Below are 22,432 nucleotides of genomic sequence, written 5' to 3' on the forward strand. Positions count from 1 at the left end.
AGTCGCCCGTCGCGGCCGGCATCAGGCGTCGACCCTCTCCGCGTCCTCGAGCGGCAGGCGGGCGGCCTCCTGGTAGCCCACGGCCGCCTGGACGAACGCGGCGAACAGCGGGTGCGGACGGGTCGGGCGGCTCTTGAGCTCCGGGTGGGCCTGCGTCCCGACGAAGAACGGGTGCACCTCGGCCGGCAGCTCCACGAACTCGACCAGGAGGCCGTCGGGTGAGGTGCCGGCGAAGACCATGCCCGCCTCGCTCAGGCGGTCGCGGTAGGCGTTGGCCACCTCGTAGCGGTGCCGGTGGCGCTCGGTGATCTCGGTCGAGCCGTAGGCGGCCGCCGTCACCGAGCCGTGCTGCAGCGTCGCCGGGTAGCTGCCCAGCCGCATGGTGCCGCCGAGGTCCCGCTCCCCGGCGATCACGTCGAGCTGGCTGGCCATCGTGGCGATGACGGCGTCCGGCGTCTCGGGATCGAACTCGGAGGAGTTGGCCTTCTCGATCCCGGCCACGTCGCGGGCGTACTCGATGACCATGCACTGCAGGCCCAGGCACAGGCCGAGCGTCGGGATGCCGTTGGTGCGCGTGTACCGGAGCGCGCCGAGCTTGCCCTCGATGCCACGGACGCCGAAGCCGCCCGGCACGCAGACGCCGTCCACGCCGGCCAGCGCGTGCGCGGCCCCCTCGGGCGTCTCGCAGTCGTCGGAGGGCACCCAGCGGATCTTCACCCGGCTGTGGTGGGCGAACCCGCCGGCGCGGAGGGCCTCGGTCACCGAGAGGTAGGCGTCGGGCAGGTCGATGTACTTGCCGACCAGCGCGATCTCCACGGTCTGCTTCGGCGCGTGCACCCGGTCGAGCAGGTCGCCCCAGACGGTCCAGTCGACGTCGCGGAACGGCAGGCCGAGGCGGCGGACGACGTAGGCGTCCAGGCCCTCCCGGTGCAGGACCTTCGGGATGTCGTAGATCGACGGCGCGTCGGCGCAGGAGATGACGCCCTCTTCGTCGACGTCGCACATCAGGCTGATCTTGCGCTTGAGGCCGTTGCCGATCTCCCGGTCGGAACGGCACACCAGCGCATCGGGCTGGATGCCGATGCTGCGCAGCGCGGCGACCGAGTGCTGGGTCGGCTTGGTCTTCAGCTCGCCCGACGGCGCGATGTAGGGCACCAGCGAGATGTGCAGGAAGAAGCAGTTGTCCCGGCCGATCTCGTGCCGCACCTGCCGGGCCGCCTCGAGGAAGGGCAGCGACTCGATGTCGCCGACCGTGCCGCCGATCTCGGTGATCACCACGTCGATGCGATCCTGCCGTCCCGACCCACCCCCTTCGCCGCCCGCCATGATCCGGGCCTTGATCTCGTTGGTGATGTGCGGGATCACCTGCACCGTGTCGCCGAGGTACTCCCCGCGCCGCTCCCGGGCGATGACGCTCGAGTAGACCTGCCCGGTCGTGACGTTGGCCCGGCCGGAGAGATCGGTGTCCAGGAAGCGCTCGTAGTGACCGATGTCCAGGTCGGTCTCCGCGCCGTCCTCGGTGACGAACACCTCGCCGTGCTGGAACGGGTTCATCGTTCCGGGATCGACGTTGAGGTAGGGATCCAGCTTCTGCATCGTGACCCGCAGCCCTCGGCTGGACAGCAGGGCACCCAGCGAACTCGCTGTCAGTCCCTTGCCGAGAGAGGACACAACGCCGCCGGTGACGAAGACGAACTTCGTCGGCTGGGAGTTGTGAAGGAGCCCGAGATCACGTGCTTGAGACGGTCGACCCACGGGAAACGACCGTAACACGGTCGGGCGGCTCACCCGGCCCCGACCGCGGAGATCCGCCGGCGGTCTCCCTCGTTCCGGTCCCCCCGCTGCCCGGTGCCGCGGCCAGCCACACCAGGAGCGGGACCAGCAGCGCCGCCGCGGTCGCGGGCAGCGCCACCCCGGAATCGTTGACCGCCGCCCCCACGGTCAGGCTCAGCAGGCTGGCGATCAGCGCCGACCGCAGGACGGCGACGTCCGCGGCCGGAAGCCCCGCGGGACCGGTGTCCGGCCCGGTGCGGCGCAGGAGGCCACCCGGGCGGAGGAGCCAGAAGGCCGCCACCGCCGCGACGAGCAGCATCCAGGCCAGCGGGCTGCCCAGCAGGATGTCCAGGTTGGCCTGTGCCTTGCGGCTGATGACGGTCCACGCCTCGCCGGTCAGCACCTGCTCGACGAACCGCCCGAGGTGGGTGCGCTCCTCCGGCGGACGGCGCCAGTCGAGGACGGCGACCGCGGTCACGGCGAGCACCGCGGCGGCGAGGACCCCGACGAGTCGCACGGCGGTCACCCGCACCTGCGTCAGCAGCATGGCCAGCAGCAGGAAGCCCGGCAGGGCCGCGAGGACGCCGCCGAAGTCGCGGCCCAGGCCGGGCGCGCCGATGACGGCGACGGTGAGGAGTCCCACACCGAGCACCGTCGCCGTCGTCACCGCTGGTGCCCGGGCCGGACCGGCCCGGCGCGCGAGCGTGGTGGCCACCGCGGCGGTGACCGTCAGCGCGCTGACCGACAGCAGTCCGAAGGTCAGGTTGCCGTACCCCGTGAACCGGCCGGCCACGATCGCGTCGTAGCCCAGCATCCCGTTGAGCTCCAGGTAGGAGCCGGTCAGCACATCGGTGACGAGGGTGAGGAAGGTCAGCGTCAGCACGGTCAGCGGGGGGCCGAGCCGGCGCCGGCGCCATGGGCCCAGCACGGCGAGGGCAGTGACGGCGAGGTCGGCGACGAGGACGGCGGCGATCAGGGCGAGGGCCGGGGACGCCGCCCGCTCCCACGGGGCCAGGCCCGCCAGGTAGGTGGCCACGGGAAGCGCGGCCGCCGCGACCGCCGCCGTCCGCAGCACCCGCCGGCCGGGCCGGCGGGGCGTCGTCGGGCCGGCGCCGCGGAGGCCGCCGAGGACGAGCACGCCGAGTGCGACGAGCGCCGCCACGACCGTCACCAGCGTCCAGAAGAAGCGACCGGTGGTGCGGTGGTGCACGGTCGCCGCGGCGTTGAGCCGGTCGAGCTCCGTCACCGCGGCGGCGAGGGCCGGCCGTTCGCCCTCTGCCCGCAGCGGCTGCCCGTTCATCGACGGCGGCACGGCGTGGCCGAGCGCACGCAGCACGGTCGGGGCGACGTCGATCAGCTGGGCGAAGGGCGCCCGTCCGGTGCTGGCCGAGCTGAGCCACGACGTGCCGCCGAAGCCCGGACCGGAGGCGAGCCCCACGTGCAGCTGGGACCGGCCGTCGTTGACCTCCGAGATCCCGGTCAGGAGCAGGAGCGTGTCGCCGGGGACCTCCGCGACGGCCGTACGCAACCGGCCCACGTCCGCGTCGATGTCGGTCAGTGCCGCGGCCCGCAGCTCCGGTTCGGTGCCGTCGTCGGTCTTGCGCGGTCCCGGCTCGCCGGCGTCGGTCATCGCATCCAGCGACACCAGGGTCAGCGGGCAGGCGGTGAGCGCGGCGGGGTCGATGGGCAGCGAACCTGCGGACGTGATCTCCACCCCGGGCGCGGCGACGGCGAGGGTGGCGGCCGGCCCGACCACGGTCGCGCAGCCGACCGCCGCCCCCAGCGCGCCGGGCTCCGCACCGAACCGGGCGGTGCCCTCCTCGGCGGCCGTGCGCTCGACCACCGCGGCCGGGTCGGACAGCGCGACGACGGCCCTGCGCTCCTGGAGCCCGCAGTGGGCCAGCGTCGTGTCCACCGCCGGTTCCGGCGTGCCGTCGGTGCCCTCGGGCGTCGGGGTGGGCTCGGCCGGTTCCTCCGGCAGCGGCACGGTCGGCAGCGGCACCGGCGGCAGGCCCTCGTCGGGCCCGGGTACCCGGGCGCGGTTGCCGGCGCCGAGGGTCGCCCAGCCGTCCAGGAGGCAGGTGGTCGAGCGGGCCGCGCGCACCGAGATGGCCCCGATCGACGACTCCTCCGCCAGCGCCCACAGCTCCGGGGTGGTCTCGGGATCGACGTCGTCCCAGGTCAGGCCGGGCACGCCGACGACGAGCACCCGGTCGGCCGCGATCTCGACGCCCGCCCCTCCCTGGTCCTCCGCCGCGGTGGCCGGGTGCGACGGGCCGCCGAGGAGCAGGGCGACCGGGACGAGCAGCGCGGCCGCCCGGCGGGCTGCCGAGGTCATGGCTTCCCCCGCGGCGGTCCGAGCAGCTCGCGGTAGAGCGCCACGAGCTGAGCGGCGGTACCGGCCTCGTCCGGCCAGGTCGCCGCCTGGCGACGCCCGGCCTCGACCAGCCGGGCAGCATGTGCCGGGTCGGTGAGCACCCGGACGACGGCGTCCGCGAGCGCGCCGGCATCGCCCACCTCGACCAGCTCGGCGGCGTCGCCCAGCAGCTCGGGCAGGCCCCCGGTGCGGGTGGCGACCAGCGGGGTGCCGATCCGCAGCGCCTCCTGAGCGGTGAGCGACCGGGCCTCCCAGCGCGAGGGCAGCACGCACACGTCCGCGGCGCTCAGCAGGTCGGCGACGTCGTCCCGGCGCCCCAGCAGCGTCGCCGGCAGGCCCTCGGCGTCGATCCGGCGGGCGAGGTCGTCGTGCAGCGGGCCGTCCCCGGCGATCGCGACGAGCGGGACCTGCCCGCCCTCGGCGACCCACCGGGCGGCGGCGTCCAGGAGGAACTCGTATCCCTTCTGCGGGTGCAGCCGGCCGACGGCCACCACCAGCGGCCGCCCGTCCGCCAGGCCGAGCCCGGCGCGCACCTCGGCCCGCGTGCGTCGGACCGGCGGCAGCGGCGGCGCGGAGACCGGCGCCGTGCGCACGTCCCGCGCCCCCAGCCGGCGGGCGTTGTCGGCGAGGTCCCCGGAGGCGGCGAGCACCACGTCGGCCCCGCGGACGGTGGCGCGCTCGAGCGCGGCGAGGACCAGGCGCACGAGGCCGCCCCGCTCGGGCAGGGCGTTGTGCAGGGTGAGCACCAGCCGCGGGGCGCGAGGTGCGAGCCGGCGGGCGGCCGCCGCGACCAGCCCCGCCCGCAGGCCGTGGGCGTGCACCAGGTCGGTGCCGGACAGCGCCCGGCGGAGCGCGGCGACGGCGCGCGCGTCCGCGCCCGGCGCCAGGCCCGCCGAGATCTCGACCGGCCGGAAGGAGGCGCCCGTCCCGGCGAAGTCGAAGAGCTCGTCGGTGGCTGCCGGCCCGCACACCTGCACCTCCGCGCCGGCGGCCCGCAGCGGCGCGAGGATCGAGCGGACGTGGGTGCCGACCCCGCCGGTGCTCGTGGCCAGGACCTCGGTGACGCGCCGCCCGGCCAGGGGGGTGCGCTCATCGGCGGGCAGCGACGGGTTCGTCACCGTGCCACCTCCTGCCGACCGGACCACCGGAGCTCGCGCCATGCCGCGGTCAGCGGCGCGCGGGCAGCGACCATCATGACGGCCAGACCCACCGCCAGGGACGCAGCGCCGGTCAGCGCGCCGACGCCCAGGGCGACGAGGACGCCGTCCCCGGGCACAGGATCCGCGCCCAGGGCCCGGCTGAGCCACCAGCCAGCCCCGGCGCCGAGAACGGCGGCCAGGAGAGCTGCTGCACCGGCGCGGAGAAGGCCGCGCAGCGCCGACGGCCCGGCCGCCCGGGCGACCACCACCAGCAGGGCGCAGCCCGCCACCGTGACCCCGAGGCTGTGCCCCGCACCGAGGGCCAGGGCACGGTCGGCGGGCGGCAGCGCCGCGGCGAGCACGATGTCGGCGACCACGGCCAGGAGCCAGCCGCCGACGACGCACACCGTCGGGGCCTTCCAGAGCCCCCGGGCGTAGAGGGCGCGGGTGAGCAGCGCGACCAGGCCGTAGCCGATCAGGCCCGGCGCGAAGGCCAGGGTGGTGTCGCGCAGCGCGTGGACCGATGCGTCCGACCCCGTGCCCAGAAAGACCCGCGCCATCGGTCCGGCCACCGCCACCAGCACCGCCGCGGCCAGCGCCGACGCCGCCACGACGAGGACCGCCACCGGGGCCAGCGATCGGGCGTAGCCCGCCTCGTCGCCGTCCTCGGCCCGTTCGGCCAGGCCGGGGTAGGCCGAGGTGGCGAGCGGGACGGCGAGCGCCGCCCAGGGCACCAGGAACAGGGTGAGGCCGGCGGAGTAGACGACCTGGGTGCCGTCCGGGGCCCCGTCGTTGGCGAGCCGGATCGCCACCGCGGCCACGAGCTGCTGGCCGCCGAGCGTGAGCACGCCCGCAACCGCCAGCCGCCAGACGCGCGGGGCCGCGCCCACCGGGAACCGCAGCGTCGGCCGCAGCCCGAGGCGCAGCCCGCGCATGGGCGCCAGCAGGCTCAGGGTGAGCGCCACCACGCCCAGCGTCGTGCCGACACCGAGGACCAGCTCGGCCGGCGTGGAGAGGGCCGCGGCGTCCCGATCGCCACCGATGCCGGCGAAGACCAGGTACGCCCCGGCGACGACCAGGCTGGACAGCAGCGGGGCGACCGCCGGGCCGGCGAAGCGGCGGTGGGCCTGGAGGACGCCGGTCAGGACGATGCCGATGCCGTAGAGGACGACCTGCGGGGCGAACACGAGCAGGAACCGCGCGGCCAGCGTGACCTCGGCCTCGTCGTCCCCGCCGAGGAGCAGCCGGGCGATCGGCTCGGCGAGGACGGCGACCAGGACGGCGAGCGGCGTGAGGACGAGCAGGGTCCAGCCGAGCAGCGCCGACGCCGTCCGGCGCACCCGGCCCTGGTCGCCGGCGACGATGCCACCGGCGAGCATCGGCACGACCAGGCTCGCCAGCGCGCCACCGGCGACGACCTCGAACACGATGTTCGGCACGTTGTTCGCAGCCAGGTAGGTGTCCCCGGTGCTGTCGGCGCCGACGGTGTTGGTGAAGACCAGCGTGCGGCCGAATCCCGCGAGGCGGGCCAGCAGGGTGAGGACGGCGATCAGGGCCGCCGCGCCGGCGACGCCCCGGGCGAGCTGCCGGCCGCTCACGCCGCTCCCCCGTTCACTGCGGCCGGCGGCCGAGGCGGTCCAGCTCCCGTAGTCCCGGTGTGGCCTCGATGACCTTCGTGAAGCTGACCTTCTCGCTGGCCAGCGTCAGGCCGACGATCGCGGCGAGCAGCGCCGCCCTGGGGGCCCGGCCGGGCACGGCGGCGAAGCGCAGGCCGAGGAGCGCGCCCGCGGCGTTCGCGCCGGAGTCACCGAGCATCACCACCTCCCCCAGGTCGTCCGGGAGCACGGCGAGGGTGGCGCCGAGGGGACCGGCCACGAGCCCGCCGGCCGGCCCGGCGAGCGTGGCAGCGGCGGTCAGGGCGACCGCCTTCCCGGCGCGGCCGGGCCGCAGGTCGAGCAGGTTCACCAGGTTGGCCGTGCCGGCGACCAGCCCGGTGGTGAGGACGCCGTCGACGAGGGCGCCCGGCCCCTGCGCGCGCCGGGTGAGGACGGCGGCGACGGCTGCCGCGGCGCCGATGCCCGCGACCTTGACCGCGCCCGCGGAGACCCGGCCCTCGCGCAGTGCGCGGAGGTGGCCGGACAGGCCCTTGTCCCGGGCCTGGTCCGGGCGCGCCCCCGCGAGGTCGTCGTAGCCCCCGACCAGTCCGGAGACCGTGCCGACGACGGCCGCGGCGGTCGCGGTGCCCGTCGGGGCCCCCGCGACGGCCGAGAGAGTGGCCGCGGCCGCCAGCGCCGGTCCGCCGAGCAGCGTGACCGGCCGGCCGGCGTAGTTCATGCGCCGCCAGTGATCGCCGGCCTGGCGGACGGTCAACGCCGCCGCTCCGGCCAGGGCCGCCCTCGCGACCGCGGCTCCGGCGAGAACGAGACCTGCCCGCCGGCGTGCGCTCACGGCGTCGCTCCCGGCGCTCACGGCGTGGCTCCCGGCGCTCACGGCGTGGCGGCGGTCACCGGCGGAACCGGCTGGGCGTCCTCCCCGGTGCCGTACCGACCCGAGGTGCCTGCGGCCTCGCCACCGAGCGCGAGGATCGTGCTGATCCGCCCGGCCGCGGACCCGAGGTTGTCGACGGTCGACACGGCGGCCGACAGGTTGGGGTCGGCGCGGAGCACGCCGATCAGGCCGGTCTCCGCGGCCGAGGTCACGTCCCCGGCGACGACCGCGCCCGAGCCCGCCGCGTCCAGGGCCGAGACCAGCTCGACCAGGGTGGCGTTGCGCTCGGCGGCGTCGTCCCCGGTGAAGGCGCCGGACGTCAGGACGACGGCGTAGTCGGCGGGGGCGACCGAGTCGCCCTCGGAGGCCAGCACGTCGAGGGCGACCAGGCCGGCCAGCACGGAGGAGGCGGCGGCGCCGTCGGGGGCCGGACCTCCGCTGGGGATCATGAGGACCTGCGAGAGGAGGCCGGCGACCAGCTCGCCGGCGTCGTCGGTCTCCGGCAGCTCGACGCCGGTCGGGGGCATGCCCGGCCCGGTCACGTAGTTCTGCAGGCTCGCGGCGGTGGACGGGTCGCTGTACTCCGGGCTGAGGCTGATCGTGCCGCTGACCGTGCCGCCCGCCTCGACGATCAGCGCGGAGACCTGGTCGACCTGCTCCGGCAGGACGTCCTCGTTGCCGAGGATGAGCAGCACGCTGCTGTTGGCCAGGGCGCCCTCGACGAGGACGGGAGCCACCGCGGTCGCGAAGGCGTCGGAGGTGTCCAGCTCCGCCTGCAGCCGCTGCGTGCGGTCCTCCAGGGAGCGCTTGTCCTGCTCCAGCGCGTCGACCTGACCCTCGATGTTCGCGGCGATCGGGTCGTTGAGCGCGGTGGTGCCGATGAGGATGCCGAGCGCAACCGCCAGGAAGACGGCGATCAGCGACACCAGGTGGTAACGGAAGTCGATCACGAGAAGAGGTTCTCCAGCCAGAACACGAAGCTGTTCCATTGGTCGAGCAGCAGATCCAGGTAGATCCGACCTGCCGCGGAGACCGCGATGGTCGACCCGATGGCGAGGAAGGCGGCCAGCACGAGGACCACCAGAGCCGCGGTGGAGATCCGGCTGCGGTAGAGGCGGCTGACGCCCTTGGCGTCGACGAGCTTGCCGCCGAGCCGGAGCCGGGTCAGGAAGGTCGAGGCCATGCCGCCCCGGCCCTTGTCGAGGAACTCGATCAGGGTGGCGTGCGTGCCGACGGCGACGATGAGCTTCGCGCCCTTCTCGTCGGCCAGCAGCATCGCGATGTCCTCGCTCGTGCCGGTCGCCGGGAAGCTGACCGCCTCCACGCCCAGGTCCTGCACGCGGGAGAGGCCGGGTGCGCGGCCGTCGGCGTAGGCGTGGACCACGATCTCGGCGCCGCAGGTCAGCGTGTCGTCGCTGACCGAGTCCATGTCGCCGACGATCATGTCCGGCTGGTAGCCGGCCTCGATGAGCGCATCGCCGCCGCCGTCCACACCGATCAGGACCGGCCGGTAGTCGCGGATGTAGGACCGGAGGGCGTGCAGGTCCTCCTTGTAGTCGTATCCGCGGACGACGATGAGTGCGTGCCGGCCGTCGAACTCGGTGGTCACGTCCGGCACGCCGACGCCGTCGAGGAGGAGCGCCCTTTCGCGCTTCATGTACTCCATCGTGTTGGCGGCGAACGCCTCGAGCTGCGTGGACAGCCCCGCCTTCGCCTCGGTCATCGCCGCCTCGACCGTGGCGGCGTCGTGCGCGAGGCCCTCGGCCAGGACGGCGCCGTCCTCGGCGAGCAGCCGGTTCCCGTCGAGCCGGACGTGCGCGCCCTCCTTGACGGCGGCGAAGACCTCGCGCCCGACGTCGTCCAGCAGCGGGATGCCGGCGTTGATCAGGATCTCCGGGCCGAGGTTGGGATACCGGCCGGAGATGCTCGGCGCGGCGTTCACCACCCCGCCCACGCGGCAGCCGACGAGCGCGTCGGCGCTGACCCGGTCGATGTCGACGTGGTCGATGACGGCGATGTCGCCGGGGCGCAGCCGTTTGGTGAGGTTCTTCGTGCGACGGTCCAGCCGGACGATTCCGCCCACTCCGGGGCCCACGTCCTCAGCCCGGCCGCGCCGAAGGGTGCCGATGCGCATGACCTGCATGCTTTCACGCGGGCGGAAGCCGTCGTCCGTGCGACGCGCATCGGCGACCCACCAGTTACTCACCGTGTCCGACACAACGGAGGCCTCGACACGCGGGCGGCGGCGCGTCCGACCACTGCGCTGGTCCGTTACCGAGTCGTGACTAACGTTGCGGATGTGACTGGAGTGGCGCACGCCTTGCCCCGAACCGCATCCGTACCTGCACCTTCTCCCGAGGTGCCCGCCGCGGCCGAGGCGGCGTCCGCCACCCCCACGATCAGGGCGGTTCCCTCGGTCCAGGCCCGCACCGAGGCCCCGGCCCGTGACGTCGAGCCTCTGCCGGCGGCAGCACCGGTCGAGGCGGATACGCCCGGTAAGGACCGCAGGGCCACGAGGGGTCCGGGACGGCGGGAGCTCCGCCGCCAGGAGACGCGGGCGGGCATCGTGGACGCGGCCGCCGAACTGTTCGCCGAGCGTGGCTTCGACTCGGTGAGCGTGATGGAGATCGCACGGCGCGCGGGCGTGGTGGAGAAGACGGTCTTCAACCACTTCCCCGTCAAGGAGGGCCTGGTCTTCGACGCCGACCCGCCGATGCGGACCGCTCTGCTCGACGCGGTCCGCCGGCGGCCGGCGGGTGAGTCGGTGTCGGCCGCGGCGGGAAGCTTCGTCGTCGCCGCGGTCAGCCTCCTGGGCTCCCCCGAGGCCGCCACCGGAGTGGCCCAGATGGCGCGGGTCATCCGCGGGAGCCGCACCCTGCAGGTGCGGGAGCGCGAGATCCTCGGCGAGCTGACGAACGCCCTCGCCGGTCTCATCGCGGAGGAGACGGGCGCGCGCCCGGGCCAGGTCGAGCCGTGGCTGGCCGCCCACGCCGTCCTCGGGCTCTACGCGTCGCTGCTGGAGCTGGCACGCGACCAGATCCTCGCCGGGGTCGACGGTCCGGAGCTCTCCGCCGAGCTGCGGCGTCAGGGGCGCCGGGGGCTGGCCCTGCTCCAGTTCGGCCTGGCCGGCTACGCGAAAAGGAGGCCATGACATCTGTCGTCCTCCGGCCGACGACCGCTCTACCACTTGTCATCCTCCGGCTGACACCGCATGACTCTGTCGTCCTCCGGACGACGATCGCGGCCAGGGCCGTTCCCCCGCTGCGTTGAGCCCATCCCGGCACTCCTCGGGAACCCTTCGGGCCCCGCTCGTCGTGCCGTCTCGCGGAGCGGCTCTCGTTGTGCGACGCGACTACGCACTTCTCCAGTCGGTGCCGCGGCTTCCTGCCCCTCTTCGGAGAGCCCTCCGGGCCCCCGCTCAGAGGGGCAGCTGCAGGGCGCGGAGGAGCTGGTCGGCCCGGTCGCCGGGGGCGTCGGAGTTCCGGGTGAAGAGCGCCACCGCGACCATGTAGCCGTCGTCGCCGGCCCAGCCGCGCCCGTCGGCGCACAGCCGCCGGATGTGGTCGCGCACCTTGGGCTCGCTGCTGTAGGGCCCGTAGTCCAGACCCATGGCGAGGAAGTTGACCACGCGGTAGCCGAGATCGGCCGCGGTGCGGACGGTCGTGAGCGGGTCGGAGTAGCTCGCGACGGCCGCGATCACGTTGTCGTAGCCGGCCTTCAGCAGCTGCAGCATCAGGTCGTTGCCGTACACCCCACCCCACAGTTCCGGCATGAGGATGTCGCGGTCGGGGGCCGGGATGTAGGGCGGATTGCTGATGACGGTCGACACCGGGGGCCCACCGGCCGCATCCGCCTGGTCGAAGAAGTCCCCCAGCTCGACGGTGTACCGGTCGGCGATGCCGCGCGCCTCGATGTTGGCCTGGGCGGCGGCGACGCTGGATGGGCTGATGTCGAAGCTGTGGACGCGGAGGCCGGGCAGCGCGACGACCACGTCGGCGATGGCGGTGGCGTCACCGGTGCCGAGCTCGACCACGCCTTCCTCCGCCCAGCGAAGCTCGGTCCGGTACTGCTCGAGCAGCATGCAGACCGAAAAGCCGTAGTGCGCCGACTCGTCGGCTGAGGAGAAGCAGCTCACGGTCCTGGCCTACCCCATGCATTCCAATTGCACGCCACCGATCACCCTTCCGTGGCCTGTGCCACACCCGGAAGCCACGCGAACGGGTCAGCCGCGGGCGTCCGCGGCGACGGCCAGCAGCTCGCGGGCGTGCGCCTGGCCGGTGTCGCTGTCGGCGAGCCCGGAGAGCATCCGGGCCAGCTCCCGGACGCGGTCCTCCCCCGCCACGGCCCGGATGTCGGTGGCCGTCACGCCCGCGCCGGCATCGGGTGACTTGTCGACGACCAGGTGCGTGTCGGCGAAGGCGGCGACCTGGGCCAGGTGCGTGACGACGACGACCTGATGGTCGCTGGCCAGCCGGGCCAGGCGCCTGCCGATCTCGCCGGCCGCCTGGCCGCCGACGCCGGCGTCGACCTCGTCGAAGACCATGACCGGCACCGGGTCCGCCCCGGCGAAGACGACCTCGATGGCCAGCATGACGCGCGAGAGCTCACCGCCGGATGCGCCGCGGTGCACCGGTCGCGCCGGGGCACCCGGATGGGCGGCCAGGAGGAGCGTCACGTCGTCGGCTCCCTCGGGCCCCGGGTCCTCGGGGTGGCTCTCGATCGAGAACGACACCCGGGCGCTCTTCATCGCCAGGCCGGCCAGCTCCCGGGCCACCTCCGAGGCGAACCCCTCGGCGGCCGCGGTCCGGCCGGCCGACAGGTGCCGGGCCAGGTCGTCGACCTCGGTGCGGGCCGCGTCCCGCTCGGCGGTCAGCGCCGCGAGGGCCTCGTCGGAGACGTCGAGCTCCGCGAGCCGCTGCTCGGCGTCCTCGGCCCAGGCCAGCACCCCGGCGAGGCCCTCCCCCGCGCCGGCGTACTTGCGGACCAGTGCCGTGATCGCCGCCCGCCGGTCCATGACCTCGGCCAGCCGGGCGGGGTCGGCGTCCAGGTCGGCGACGTATCCGGCCAGCTGGCCGGCGACGTCGGACACCACGGCGACGGCGTCGGCCAGGTCCTGGGCGAGGAGGACGAGGGCGGGGTCGTCGGAGCCGGCCAGCGCGCGCTCGGCGGTGGCGAGGGACGCGGTGGCGTCCTGCGGGACGTCCCCGCCGGCCAGGTCGCCGGTGACGTCGCCGATCAGCGCCATGCGGGCCTCGTCGGCGGCTGCCCGCAGCGCGTCGGCGTCGCTGAGCCGCTTCACCTGGGCGGCCAGTGCCTCGTCCTCACCGGGCTCGGGCTGGACGGCCCCGATCTCGGCGAGACCGTGCCGGAGCACGTCGGCGGCCTGGGCGAGCTCTCGGGCCTGGGTGTGCCGGCGCTCCAGGTCGGCGGCGAGCTGGCGCCAGCGCTGGAAGGCAGCGCGGTAGCGGTCGAGCAGCTCCAGGTGCGCCGCGCCCGCGTAGCGGTCCAGGGCGCGACGCTGCTCGGCCGGCCGGGAGAGCCGCATCTGGTCGGTCTGGCCGTGGACGGCGAGCAGGCCCTCGGCGAGCTCGGCGATGACGCCCACCGGGACACTGCGTCCGCCGAGGTAGGCGCGGGACCGCCCCTCGGCGCTCACCGTCCGGGACAGGATGAGGCTGCCGTCGTCGTCGGGATCGGCACCGGCGTCCGCTGCCCGCTCCCAGGCGGCGGAGTCGGCGGGCAGCAGCATCCGGCCCTCCACCCCGGCCCGCCCGTTGGCCCGGACCCGGCCCGGGTCGGCGCGCCCACCGAACAGCAGGGTCAGGCCGGTGACCACCATCGTCTTGCCGGCGCCGGTCTCACCGGTGACCACGGTCAGGCCGCTGCCGAACTCGAGGGTGACGTCGTCGATGGCGCCCAGTCCACGGATGCGGAGCTCGGTGAGCTGCCCGAGACCGGCGTGGTCGCGGTCAGTCGTCGCCGCGGGGACCCGCTCCGGCGTGGTCGTTCGTGCCGCCACCGCTCATCGCTCCGGTCGGGGCTGTTCACGCAGCGCGGGCGCGTCGTCGTCCGCCGCGTCGTCGGGCGGTCCGCCGTCGCCGGTGACGAAGGCGCGGCCGAGGACGTTGCGGCTGGTGAACAGCTCGTGGCCGGGGCCGGCGTGGTGGCGCGCGTCGCGGAAGCCGCGGACCGGCAGTCCGAACTTGGCGACGAGCCGGTCGCCGAAGGTCGACGCGTGCACCCGGGCGATCCGCACCGGCTTGTCCGCCCGGCGGACGTCGACGCTGCCGCCGTCGGGGATCTCCACGAACCGCCGGCCGTCGGCCGAGATCCGCGCGCGGTTCCCGTCAGCCGGGATGGCGACGGTCAGGACCGAGTTCGGCGAGGTGACCAGAGGGCGGGCGAAGAGCGCGTGCGCGTTGCTCGGCACGAGCAGCAGCGCCTCGACGTCGGGCCAGACGACGGGTCCGCCCGCGGAGAACGCGTAGGCGGTGGAGCCGGTCGGGGTGGCGCAGAGCACGCCGTCGCAGCCGAAGCTGGTCAGCGGCCGGCCGTCGATGGAGATGACGACGTCGAGCACCCGGGAGCGCTCGGCCTTCTCGACCGACACCTCGTTGAGCGCCCACGTGCCGCCCGTGACCGTCCCCCCGCCGTCGAGGACGTCGATCTGGATCGCGAGGCGCTCCTCCACCGAGTACAGGCAGCGCTCGATGGCGCTGAGGGTCTCCTCGACCGCCTCGGGTTCGGTCTCGGCGAGGAAGCCGACGCGGCCGAGGTTGACACCCATCAGGGCGGCGTCGGTGTAGCGGGCCAGCTCGGCGGCACGCAGGAACGTGCCGTCGCCCCCGAAGACCATGACGATCTCGGCCCCGCGAGCGGCCTCCGCGTCGGCGGGCACGATCTCCGCGCCGGGAATGTGCAGCTCCGGCGCCTCGTCGTGGAGAACCCGGACGCCGATGCCGCCGGCGAGCAGCCGTGCGGCCGACGTCCGGGCCAGCTCGACGATGTCCGACCGGCCGGTGTGGACGGTGAGCAGCACGCGGCGGTCGTCGCCCGCCGACGCGGTCGGTTCCCGGCTCTCGTCGCTCACTCGCTGTCCTCCCTCGATGCTCGTCGGGTGTGTCGTTCTCTGCGTCGGGCCGTTCACGATGGCCCCTCCTCGACTGCTCGACGGACGTCGTCCTCCTCCGGCGGGGCGGCGTCGCGCCGCAGCCACAGGAAGAACTCCACGTTGCCGGCCGGACCGGGCAGCGGACTGGCCACCACCCCGGCGGTCCCCCACCCGAGCGACGCCGCCGACCTGGCCACCTCGAGGACGGCGTCGGCGCGATGACCGCGGTCGCGGACCACGCCCCCGGCGCCCAGCCGCTCACGGCCCACCTCGAACTGCGGCTTGACCATCGGCAGCAGGTCGGCGCCCGCCGTGGCACAGGCTGTGAGGGCCGGCAGCACGAGTCGCAGCGAGATGAAGGACAGGTCGGCGACGACCAGGCCGACGGGGCCGCCGATCGCCTCCGGGGTCAGGGCGCGCACGTTGGTGCGTTCGAGCACGTGCACCCGGTCGTCGGTGCGCAGGGACCAGGCCAGTTCGCCGTAGCCGACGTCGACCGCCACGACCTCGGCGGCGCCGCGGCTCAGGAGCACCTCGGTGAAGCCCCCGGTCGACGCGCCGGCGTCGAGGGCCCGGCGCCCTTCGACGGTCACGGGGAACGCGTCCAGGGCCCCGAGCAGCTTGTGGGCGCCGCGGGACACCCAGCTCGGCTCGTCCGGGTCGGTTCGGACGACGACCGGGGTGCCGGCGTCGACGCCGGTCGCCGGCTTGGTGGCCTCCTGGCCGGCGACGGCCACCCGGCCCTCCGCGATCAGCGTCACCGCGTGTTCGCGTGAACGGGCCAGACCACGGCGCACGAGTTCCGCGTCGAGTCGGCTGTGCCGCGCCATCAGAGCTGGTCGATCGTGCCGAGCTCGCGTTGCAGGCGTGCGTGCTCGGCCTCGAAGACACCGACGTGCTCGGCGACGGGACGCTGCTCGAGGTCCTCGAACGACGCCGCGCCCGCCGCCCGATCCTCCGCCGTCGGCGACGGCTCGGCGGCCGGGGTCGACCCGCCGTCGGCCGCGCTGCCCGTGGACGGGCCGTCGACGACCCGGTTGCCCGCGGGCCCCGGGCCGGGCCGCGGCGGACCAGGGAGCGGTCGCGTGGGGCTCGGCTCGGTCATGACGTGGCCTTTCGGTTCCTGGGGCGCTCGGGCGCCGCCTGACATACAGGTCGGCTTCGCTCCGGAGGTTACCGGCCGGCGACGACGGGAACGGCTCGGCGAACAAGCGATAACGTCCCGCCAGCCCGTATCACCCGACCTCGTACAGGAGGCCCGCCCGCGTGGCCACGATGGACCAGTGCCTGATTGCTCTCAAGGGGATCCTCGGCGATCTCGCGGCCAACCCGGCCGCCGCCGGTCTCGACCGGAGCCTGTCGTGCCGGCTGACCGATCTCGACGAGGTGGTCCTGGGCCGGCTCGGTTCGGGAGCGGTGCGTGATCTCCACGTCAAGCCGCACGGACCCGAGGTCCCGAAGGCGGACATCCGTCTGACGATGACCAGCGACGACCTGGTCGCGCTGACCGACGGTCGGCTGTCCTTCGGTCCGGCGTGGGCCACGGGGCGGGTGAAGCTCGAGGCCGGGCTGCGGGACCTGCTGCGGCTGCGCAAGATCCTCTAGCCCTCCGCATCCTCTAGCCCTCCGCCGAGGCCCGCTCGAGACCCCACTCGTCCAGGGCGGCGCGCGCCCGGTCGTCCGCCGCGCGTACCTGCGCGGGGGCGCCAGCCTCGGGATGGCGCGACCAGTGGGCCACGCACAGCGCGCGGAGGCCGTCCAGACCGTCGTCCACGACGCCGCCGCCCACGCCCTCCCCGGCCTGCAGGAGCAGCCCGTCGCCGGCGTCGGCGAACCGGACCACCCAGCGCCCGCACCGGGCACCTGCGGCCTCCGGGTGGACCGCGGGGTGCGGAACGAGCAGGCCCGCTACGTCGTGCGAGAGGAGGTCCGGGCGGTGTTCCGGAGGCGCCGACAGGAGAGTGCGGGCGTCGGTGACCCCCGTCAGGACGAGCAGGCTCGCCGCACCGGCCCGCCGAGCGCCCTCGATGTCCGTGTCGAGCCGGTCGCCGACGACCAGCGGACGCCGGGCCCCCGTCCTGCGGACGCATTCGGCGTGCATGGCCGGGTCGGGCTTGCCGGTGACGAGGGGGCGTTGGCCAGTCATGGCACTGACCACGCCGACCATCGCCCCGTTGCCGGGCAGCGGGCCCCGCGGCGACGGGATCGTCGCGTCGGTGTTGGTGGCGACGTGCCGGGCCCCGTCGCGGACGGCGACGACGGCCTCGGCGAGCTGGGCCCACCCGACCTCGCGGCCGTAGCCCTGGACGACCGCAGCAGGCTCGTCCTCGGCACGCTCCACGACCGTGAGACCGGCCGCCGTGAGGGCCGCCGCGACACCGGGACCGCCGACCGCGAGAACGCGGCCGCCGGCACCGAACAGCTCCGCCACCACGGTGGCGGCGGCCTGGGAGCTGGTGATGACGTCGTCCGCGCCGGCAGGAACCCCGAGCTCGGTGAGGTGCTGGGCGACCTCGTCCGGCGTCCGGGCGGCGTTGTTCGTCACGAACCCGAGTGCCATGCCGGCGTCGCGGACGGACGCGAGGGCCTCGGGCACGCCGGGCACCGCATCGGGACCCACGTAGACCACGCCGTCCAGATCGAGCAGGGCAACGTCGAAGACGGCGCTCGGCGGGGAGGGGCAGCCGGCGGCGAGGGGCACCGTCCCCGTCATGCCGAACCCTGCCGCGCGCGGACCCCGCGCAGCGCGCGGGCGTAGTGCCCGAGGTCGGGCCGCATCGCCACCGCCAGCGCCAGGTGTTCCGCGGCGAGCCGGAGTTCGCCGGCGCGGCTCGCGGCCAGTCCGAGGCCGAAGTGGGCGTAGTCGTCGGTGGGACTGACCGAGATCAGCGCGGTGAAGGCCGCCATGGACTCCCTGTACCTCCCTGCGTCGTACTGGGCGCGGCCCAGAGCCTCGAGAATGCTGCGCGAGCCGGGTTCCTCGTCCGACGCCCGCATCAAGAGGGTGGCCGCGGCGGCGGGGTGGCCGTCGGCCAGAAGCTGGACGCCGCGCTGGTACCACTCGTACACGCCACCCTCGGGTGGCCCTGCGTCCGGCATGCGCACCCCCTCCGCTCCCGGATCGGCGCGCGATCTCACGACACGCCCCGCCACGGGCATGCGCTTCCCGCCGACCGCCGCGGCGACCCGTCGCGAGCCGCTCCTACGATCACCGTCGTGTCCTCGCCGTCCGGTCCTGCCTCGCCACCACCAGCAGTGGGGCTCGAGGTCCGGCCCTTCCGGGCGCTGACCTACCGGCGGCATCACCCCGACGATCTCGCCCGGGTGAGCTCGCCAGCCTACGACCTGGTGACGTCCGCCGGCCGGGACCGACTGGCCGAGGCGGACCCCCACAACATCGTCCGTCTCATCCTTCCCCACGTCGAACCCGACCCGGGTGGGAGCGACGGTGCGGCTCGCTCGGCCGACCAGGCCGCCGAAACGCTGGAACGCTGGCTGGCCGACGGGATTCTGGTCCGGGACGGACAGCCCGCGCTGTGGCTCTACGAGATGACTCCTCCGGACGGGCGGCCCGAGACCGTCGGGTGGCTGGGCGCGGTGGCGACGGGGTCCGGCGCGGTCCTGCCCCACGAGGACACCTATCCGCCGGCCGTGGAGGGACGGCGGGCACTCCTCGCCGCAACCGCGACCGACCTCGAGCCCATCGTCCTGGCTCATGACCCCGACCCCGAGGTCGCCGATCTCACCGGCTCTGCTCGATCCGCTGCTCCGACCCTGGAGGTCCAGGACACCGAGGGCGTCCGGCACCGGCTGTGGCGGGTGACGGATCGACCGCTGCTGGACCGGGTGACCGCGGCGCTCCATCGCACGAGTGCGGTCATCGCCGACGGCCACCATCGATTCGCCGCCGCTCGTGCCCACGCGCGCGGGGCAGCGGGAGCGCCTGGTAGCGACGCGGTGCTGGCGCTGGTGACTCCCATGGGGCCCGGTGGCCTCCGGGTGGCCGCCATCCACCGCGTCCTGCCGGACCTGGGACTCGACCGCGCAGTGGCCGGTGCCACGGACGGCTTCCGCGTCCGCGAGCTCCCCACCGCCGGGACGGGACCCGACGCCGTCGTCGTCGCGATCGACCGCTGGCTCGCGGCGTCCGGCGAGACCGGGTTCCTGCTCATCGACGGCCGTCGGTTGGTGCAGCTGTCGGAACCCTCGGCTGCGGTCCTGGGCGCGATCCCGACCGAGGCGCCGGATGCCTGGCGGGGCCTGGACGTCGTGCTCGCCCACCACGGCCTGCTGGGCCACCTGCTGCACAGAGCTGACGACCCGTCGTCGGTCGTGGTCGCCCACAGCGTGGAGGAGGCGGTGCGGACCGCCCTCGACCGTCGTGGCGTCGGCCTGCTCCTTCGGGCTCCCTCCCCCGCGGACGTCGCCGCCGTCGCCCGCGCCGGCGCACGCATGCCCCGGAAGTCGACGCTGTTCGTCCCGAAACCGAGGACCGGGCTGGTGCTCCGGCCCCTGGCGGACTGAGCCGGCCGGCCCGTCGCCGGAGTCCGCGGGCTCACGCCGTCCGTTCGCTGGCTCCGGCCCCTGAGCGGGGCACCTTGCGGCCACGGCGGCAATTGACCTCGCAGACCGATGCCGTGCCGGTGCCCGTGCGCCAGAACCGGCGCTGCAGCGCCCCCTCGACCTCGACGACGTCGCCCGGCTGCCACAGGGCGGCCCGCCGTTGCAGGGACCGGTCATAGGTGATGCAGGTGAGGACGTCGACCGATTGACCGCGCGCTCGCGGCTCCGGCCGGCGCACGACGAGCCGGAAGGTGAGCAGGGCGTCCCCGCTCGGCAGGGTCCGGATCTCCGCCGGGGCGGACACCCGTCCTCGCAGCACCACGTCGTTCCGGTCGATCACAGCCACGCTCATGGGACGAGCCTTGCCCTCGGGAGAGGCACGGCCCAGCGGTCGACCGGATCTGTGGACGCCGCCACCGGATGTGGATGGCGGCGCCCGTCGTGTCAGCCGTCAGTGCTGCTGGTCGGCTGCCTCGCCGTCGGACTGCTCCAGGTCGGCGGCGTCAGTGGCCGCCGCCGGGTCGCTCTCCCCGAGCAGCTCGGCCACCTCGGCCTCGACGTCCTCGTCGAAGCTCCTGCCCAGGCCGTGGTCGTCCTCGGGCAGCTCCTCGACGGTCTCCGGCTGAGCCGGGAGGTTCTCGTCGTCGTGCCCGCTGCCACCGCTCGTGGCCTCGCCCCCCGCGGTCGCCTCGCCCCCCGCGGTCGCCTCGTCCTGGGCGTCGTCGTCGGACCGGGCGTCGTCGTAGCGGTCCGGATCGTCGCCGTCGATGTCTTCGTCGTCCATGTCGGTGAACTCGATGCCGAGCCGGTCCACGGCGCCGGTGAGGTCCTCGGGGTCGGCGGCGGCGATCGCCGTCAGCCACTCCATGGCCAGCGCCGTCTCCCCCTGCACCTCGAGCAGGTCTGCGTACGCCGACGCGAGCCTCAGCCGGAGCGGGTCGGCGCCCTCGAGGCTCTGCGGGTCGGGTCGCCCGCCCAGCGCCCCTTCGAGAACGAGCCTCGCGGCGGGCGCCTCGTCCAGGTCCAGGCGAACTCCGGCCTCGACGATCCGGAGTTCCACGGTCTCCTCCGGGTCGGGGTTCTCCGCGAGGGCCTCCGCGACCAGGCGCAGGGCGACATCCGGCCGTCCCTGCGCGCGCTCGCAGTCTGCGAGAACGGCGCGGTAGGCGGTGTCGCCGCTCATCCGCCGGTAGGCACGGATCTCACGCGCCGCCTCGGCGTAGTCGCCGGCGTAGTAGGCAGCCACGCCCACGGCCTCGCGCACCGCCGCGACCCGGGACGCACGGTCCCGCGCCGCACGCGCATGCGCCAGCGAGGCCTCCGGATCCTCGTCGAGGAGCGTCCCGGCCGCGACGAGATGACCGGCCACCTTGTCGGCGTTCCGCGGATCGAGGCCGCGCAGGGCTACCCGCACCGTCTGATCGAGCTCGCGCGGGTCGGCCCACTCCGGGAGGTCGGGTCCCGGCGGAAGCGGCGGCCGGCGCTCCTCGCCGTCACGCGCCGGACGGGCGGTCGTGCGTCCCGAGCCGTCTCCCCGGCCCGCCGACGGCCGACGGCCATGAGCGGCCGGTCCGCCGTGCTGCGGCCGGTCGCTCTGGGGGCGGCGGTCCTGCCACTGCGGCCGGTCCCCGGGGGGAGCGCTGCGCTCCGCGCGTTCCTGCCAGCTGCCCCGCCCGTTGCGCGAGCCGCCTGCCGGCGGCCCACCACGGCCGGGACGCTCCGCCTGAGGGCGACGGTCCTGCCACTGCGGCCGGTCACCGGTGGGACGGTCGCCCTGGGGACGGCGGTCCTGCCAGCTGTTGCCACCACTGCGCGGAGCCGAGGAACGCTGCGGGCGGTCGCCCTGAGGGCGACGGTCCTGCCACTGCGGCCGGTCACCGGTGGGACGGTCGCCCTGGGGACGGCGGTCCTGCCAGCTGCTCCCGCCACTCCGCGGAGCCGAGGGACGCTGCGGGCGGTCGCCCTGAGGGCGACGGTCCTGCCACTGCGGCCGGTCACCGGTCGGTCGGTCGCCCTGGGGGCGGCGGTCCTGCCAGCTGCTCCCGCCGGCGTGCGGAGCCCCGGACCGCTGCGGACGGTCACTATGGGCCCGATCCCCGGAGGGGCGGTCCCCCTGGGGGCGGCGGTCCTGCCACTGCGGACGATCACCGGTGGGACGCTCACCCTGGGGGCGGCGGTCCTGCCACTGCGGACGATCACCGGTGGGACGCTCACCCTGGGGGCGGCGGTCCTGCCACTGCGGACGATCCCCGGTGGGACGCTCACCCTGGGGGCGGCGGTCCTGCCACTGCGGACGATCACCGGTGGGACGGCCACCCTGCGGACGACGGTCCTGCCAGCTGCTCCCGCCACTCCGCGGAGCCGCCGAGCGCTGCGGACGGTCACCCTGCGGCCGGCGGTCCTGCCAACCGCCGCCATCAGCCCGCGGGCCACCACTGCGTTGCGAGCGATCACCCTGAGGTCGGTCGTCCTGTCGCGGCGACCGCTGTCCGGTCGGTCCACCGCCGAAGGAACGGCCGGCCTGGCGTCCGGGCCTTTCGTCACGCGACGAAGTGTTCTTGTGTCCATCACGACGCGGGCCCTGGTCGCGATCACCGTCGGGCCGAGACGCACGGTCCGCTCCGCCGGACCCGCTGGGGCGACCGCCTCCGCTGCGGTTCCCGGCAGGCTTGTCCGGACTGCGTCCGCCCTGAGATCCGCGGCTTCCGCGCGCTCCGTCGGAACCGCGTCGTGGACCTGTCATGACTTCTGGAGTACCTCTTCGATGTGGCGGCGCACTCGCACAAGCCGCCGGCGGCTGGAACCGGACATACGCAAACGGGGGTCAGAGCACGTGGCTCTGACCCCCGTTTGGTAATGGTTGTCCGGCGGTGTCCTACTCTCCCACCCCGTCTCCAGGGCAGTACCATCGGCGCTGAGAGGCTTAGCTTCCGGGTTCGGAATGGGACCGGGCGTTTCCCTCTCGCCATGACCGCCGTAACT

At 74.9% G+C, this 22,432-nt stretch carries 19 protein-coding genes and 1 rRNA gene; 3 read left to right on the plus strand and 17 right to left on the minus strand.

Translation table 11 applies throughout. From position 1 onward, the window contains the following. Nucleotides 1-21: 21 nt before the first annotated feature. Genes E4P39_RS20915 through steA form a run of 7 tightly spaced genes read right to left on the minus strand, consistent with a single transcriptional unit; the run spans nt 22 to nt 9,919 of the window. Entirely contained in the window at nt 22-1,755 is a 1,734-nt protein-coding gene (locus E4P39_RS20915; RefSeq protein WP_135138532.1) for a CTP synthase, read from the minus strand. Beyond that, nucleotides 1,730-4,111 carry a hypothetical protein gene (locus E4P39_RS20920; RefSeq protein WP_135138533.1) on the minus strand — a complete coding sequence of 794 codons (2,382 nt, stop codon included), beginning with the start codon at nt 4,109-4,111 and terminating at the stop codon, nt 1,730-1,732. The genes E4P39_RS20915 and E4P39_RS20920 overlap by 26 nt, the downstream gene beginning before the upstream one ends. Then, entirely contained in the window at nt 4,108-5,268 is a 1,161-nt protein-coding gene (locus E4P39_RS20925; RefSeq protein WP_245160003.1) for a glycosyltransferase family 4 protein, read from the minus strand. The genes E4P39_RS20920 and E4P39_RS20925 overlap by 4 nt, the downstream gene beginning before the upstream one ends. Then, nucleotides 5,265-6,887, minus strand: coding sequence for a lipid II flippase MurJ (locus E4P39_RS20930; RefSeq protein ID WP_135138536.1), 1,623 nt, complete (start codon nt 6,885-6,887; stop codon nt 5,265-5,267). Before E4P39_RS20930 ends, E4P39_RS20925 begins: the two co-directional genes overlap by 4 nt. Nucleotides 6,888-6,900: 13 nt before the next feature. Further along, entirely contained in the window at nt 6,901-7,758 is an 858-nt protein-coding gene (locus E4P39_RS20935) for a hypothetical protein (RefSeq protein ID WP_135138537.1), read from the minus strand. Nucleotides 7,759-7,775: 17 nt separating this feature from the next. Continuing rightward, nucleotides 7,776-8,726, minus strand: a complete 951-nt coding sequence (locus tag E4P39_RS20940; RefSeq protein ID WP_135138539.1) for a copper transporter — start codon at nt 8,724-8,726, stop codon at nt 7,776-7,778. Next, complete coding sequence (steA, locus tag E4P39_RS20945) at nt 8,723-9,919, minus strand: putative cytokinetic ring protein SteA (RefSeq protein ID WP_245160004.1); 1,197 nt, start codon at nt 9,917-9,919, stop codon at nt 8,723-8,725. The genes E4P39_RS20940 and steA overlap by 4 nt, the downstream gene beginning before the upstream one ends. A gap of 216 nt (nt 9,920-10,135) precedes the next feature. On the opposite strand from steA, the gene E4P39_RS20950 reads away from it, so the two are divergent. Continuing rightward, the gene (locus E4P39_RS20950) at nt 10,136-10,927 is read left to right on the plus strand and encodes a TetR/AcrR family transcriptional regulator (RefSeq protein ID WP_245160005.1); all 792 of its coding nucleotides are present in this window, start codon (nt 10,136-10,138) and stop codon (nt 10,925-10,927) included. Nucleotides 10,928-11,194: 267 nt separating this feature from the next. On the opposite strand, the gene E4P39_RS20955 is transcribed toward E4P39_RS20950, so the two are convergent. The 5 genes from E4P39_RS20955 to E4P39_RS20975 form a co-directional block, all read right to left on the minus strand. Continuing rightward, the gene (locus tag E4P39_RS20955) at nt 11,195-11,911 is read right to left on the minus strand and encodes a methyltransferase (protein WP_135138542.1); all 717 of its coding nucleotides are present in this window, start codon (nt 11,909-11,911) and stop codon (nt 11,195-11,197) included. Between the two features lie 87 nt (nt 11,912-11,998). After that, nucleotides 11,999-13,795 (minus strand): DNA repair protein RecN, encoded by a 1,797-nt coding sequence (gene recN / locus E4P39_RS20960; protein WP_135138544.1) that lies wholly within the window; start codon nt 13,793-13,795, stop codon nt 11,999-12,001. 3 nt (nt 13,796-13,798) lie between these two features. Then, nucleotides 13,799-14,866 carry an NAD kinase gene (locus tag E4P39_RS20965; protein ID WP_135138546.1) on the minus strand — a complete coding sequence of 356 codons (1,068 nt, stop codon included), beginning with the start codon at nt 14,864-14,866 and terminating at the stop codon, nt 13,799-13,801. 53 nt (nt 14,867-14,919) lie between these two features. After that, a complete protein-coding gene (locus tag E4P39_RS20970; RefSeq protein ID WP_135138548.1) occupies nt 14,920-15,717 on the minus strand; it encodes a TlyA family RNA methyltransferase in 798 nt (265 codons plus the stop codon). After that, nucleotides 15,717-15,992, minus strand: coding sequence for a hypothetical protein (locus tag E4P39_RS20975; protein ID WP_135138550.1), 276 nt, complete (start codon nt 15,990-15,992; stop codon nt 15,717-15,719). The genes E4P39_RS20970 and E4P39_RS20975 overlap by 1 nt, the downstream gene beginning before the upstream one ends. 170 nt (nt 15,993-16,162) lie before the next feature. Here E4P39_RS20975 and E4P39_RS20980 point away from each other — a divergent pair, with 170 nt between their 5' ends. After that, nucleotides 16,163-16,492: an SCP2 sterol-binding domain-containing protein gene (locus E4P39_RS20980; protein ID WP_245160008.1), complete on the plus strand. Its 330-nt coding sequence runs from the start codon at nt 16,163-16,165 to the stop codon at nt 16,490-16,492. A 13-nt stretch (nt 16,493-16,505) separates the two neighbouring features. On the opposite strand, the gene E4P39_RS20985 is transcribed toward E4P39_RS20980, so the two are convergent. Beyond that, nucleotides 16,506-17,600, minus strand: a complete 1,095-nt coding sequence (locus E4P39_RS20985; RefSeq protein WP_135138552.1) for an HAD-IIA family hydrolase — start codon at nt 17,598-17,600, stop codon at nt 16,506-16,508. Then, complete coding sequence (locus E4P39_RS20990) at nt 17,597-17,986, minus strand: tetratricopeptide repeat protein (protein ID WP_135138553.1); 390 nt, start codon at nt 17,984-17,986, stop codon at nt 17,597-17,599. Before E4P39_RS20990 ends, E4P39_RS20985 begins: the two co-directional genes overlap by 4 nt. A gap of 117 nt (nt 17,987-18,103) precedes the next feature. Between E4P39_RS20990 and E4P39_RS20995 the strand changes: the two genes are divergently transcribed. After that, complete coding sequence (locus tag E4P39_RS20995) at nt 18,104-19,411, plus strand: DUF1015 domain-containing protein (RefSeq protein WP_245160006.1); 1,308 nt, start codon at nt 18,104-18,106, stop codon at nt 19,409-19,411. 31 nt (nt 19,412-19,442) lie between these two features. Here the strand turns inward: E4P39_RS20995 and E4P39_RS21000 are convergent, their stop codons facing one another. From E4P39_RS21000 to rrf, 3 genes are all read right to left on the minus strand, one after another. After that, nucleotides 19,443-19,802, minus strand: coding sequence for a single-stranded DNA-binding protein (locus E4P39_RS21000; RefSeq protein WP_135138554.1), 360 nt, complete (start codon nt 19,800-19,802; stop codon nt 19,443-19,445). 99 nt (nt 19,803-19,901) lie between these two features. After that, complete coding sequence (locus E4P39_RS21005; RefSeq protein WP_135138555.1) at nt 19,902-20,864, minus strand: hypothetical protein; 963 nt, start codon at nt 20,862-20,864, stop codon at nt 19,902-19,904. Between the two features lie 1,448 nt (nt 20,865-22,312). Then, a 5S ribosomal RNA gene (gene rrf / locus E4P39_RS21010) occupies nt 22,313-22,429 on the minus strand. Nucleotides 22,430-22,432: the final 3 nt, after the last annotated feature.

Origin of the sequence: Blastococcus sp. CT_GayMR19 (genome assembly GCF_004570385.1) — a bacterium.
GTDB lineage: Bacteria > Actinomycetota > Actinomycetes > Mycobacteriales > Geodermatophilaceae > Blastococcus_B.

Coding starts and splice junctions, on each gene's coding strand:
- E4P39_RS20990 (WP_135138553.1), bottom strand. CDS start 17,986: ATGCCGGACGCAGGGCCACCCGAGGGTGGCGTGTACGAGTGGTACCAG.
- E4P39_RS20970 (WP_135138548.1), bottom strand. CDS start 15,717: ATGGCGCGGCACAGCCGACTCGACGCGGAACTCGTGCGCCGTGGTCTG.
- E4P39_RS20980 (WP_245160008.1), top strand. CDS start 16,163: ATGGACCAGTGCCTGATTGCTCTCAAGGGGATCCTCGGCGATCTCGCG.
- E4P39_RS20920 (WP_135138533.1), bottom strand. CDS start 4,111: ATGACCTCGGCAGCCCGCCGGGCGGCCGCGCTGCTCGTCCCGGTCGCC.
- E4P39_RS20985 (WP_135138552.1), bottom strand. CDS start 17,600: ATGACGGGGACGGTGCCCCTCGCCGCCGGCTGCCCCTCCCCGCCGAGC.
- steA (WP_245160004.1), bottom strand. CDS start 9,919: ATGCAGGTCATGCGCATCGGCACCCTTCGGCGCGGCCGGGCTGAGGAC.
- E4P39_RS21000 (WP_135138554.1), bottom strand. CDS start 19,802: ATGAGCGTGGCTGTGATCGACCGGAACGACGTGGTGCTGCGAGGACGG.
- E4P39_RS20975 (WP_135138550.1), bottom strand. CDS start 15,992: ATGACCGAGCCGAGCCCCACGCGACCGCTCCCTGGTCCGCCGCGGCCC.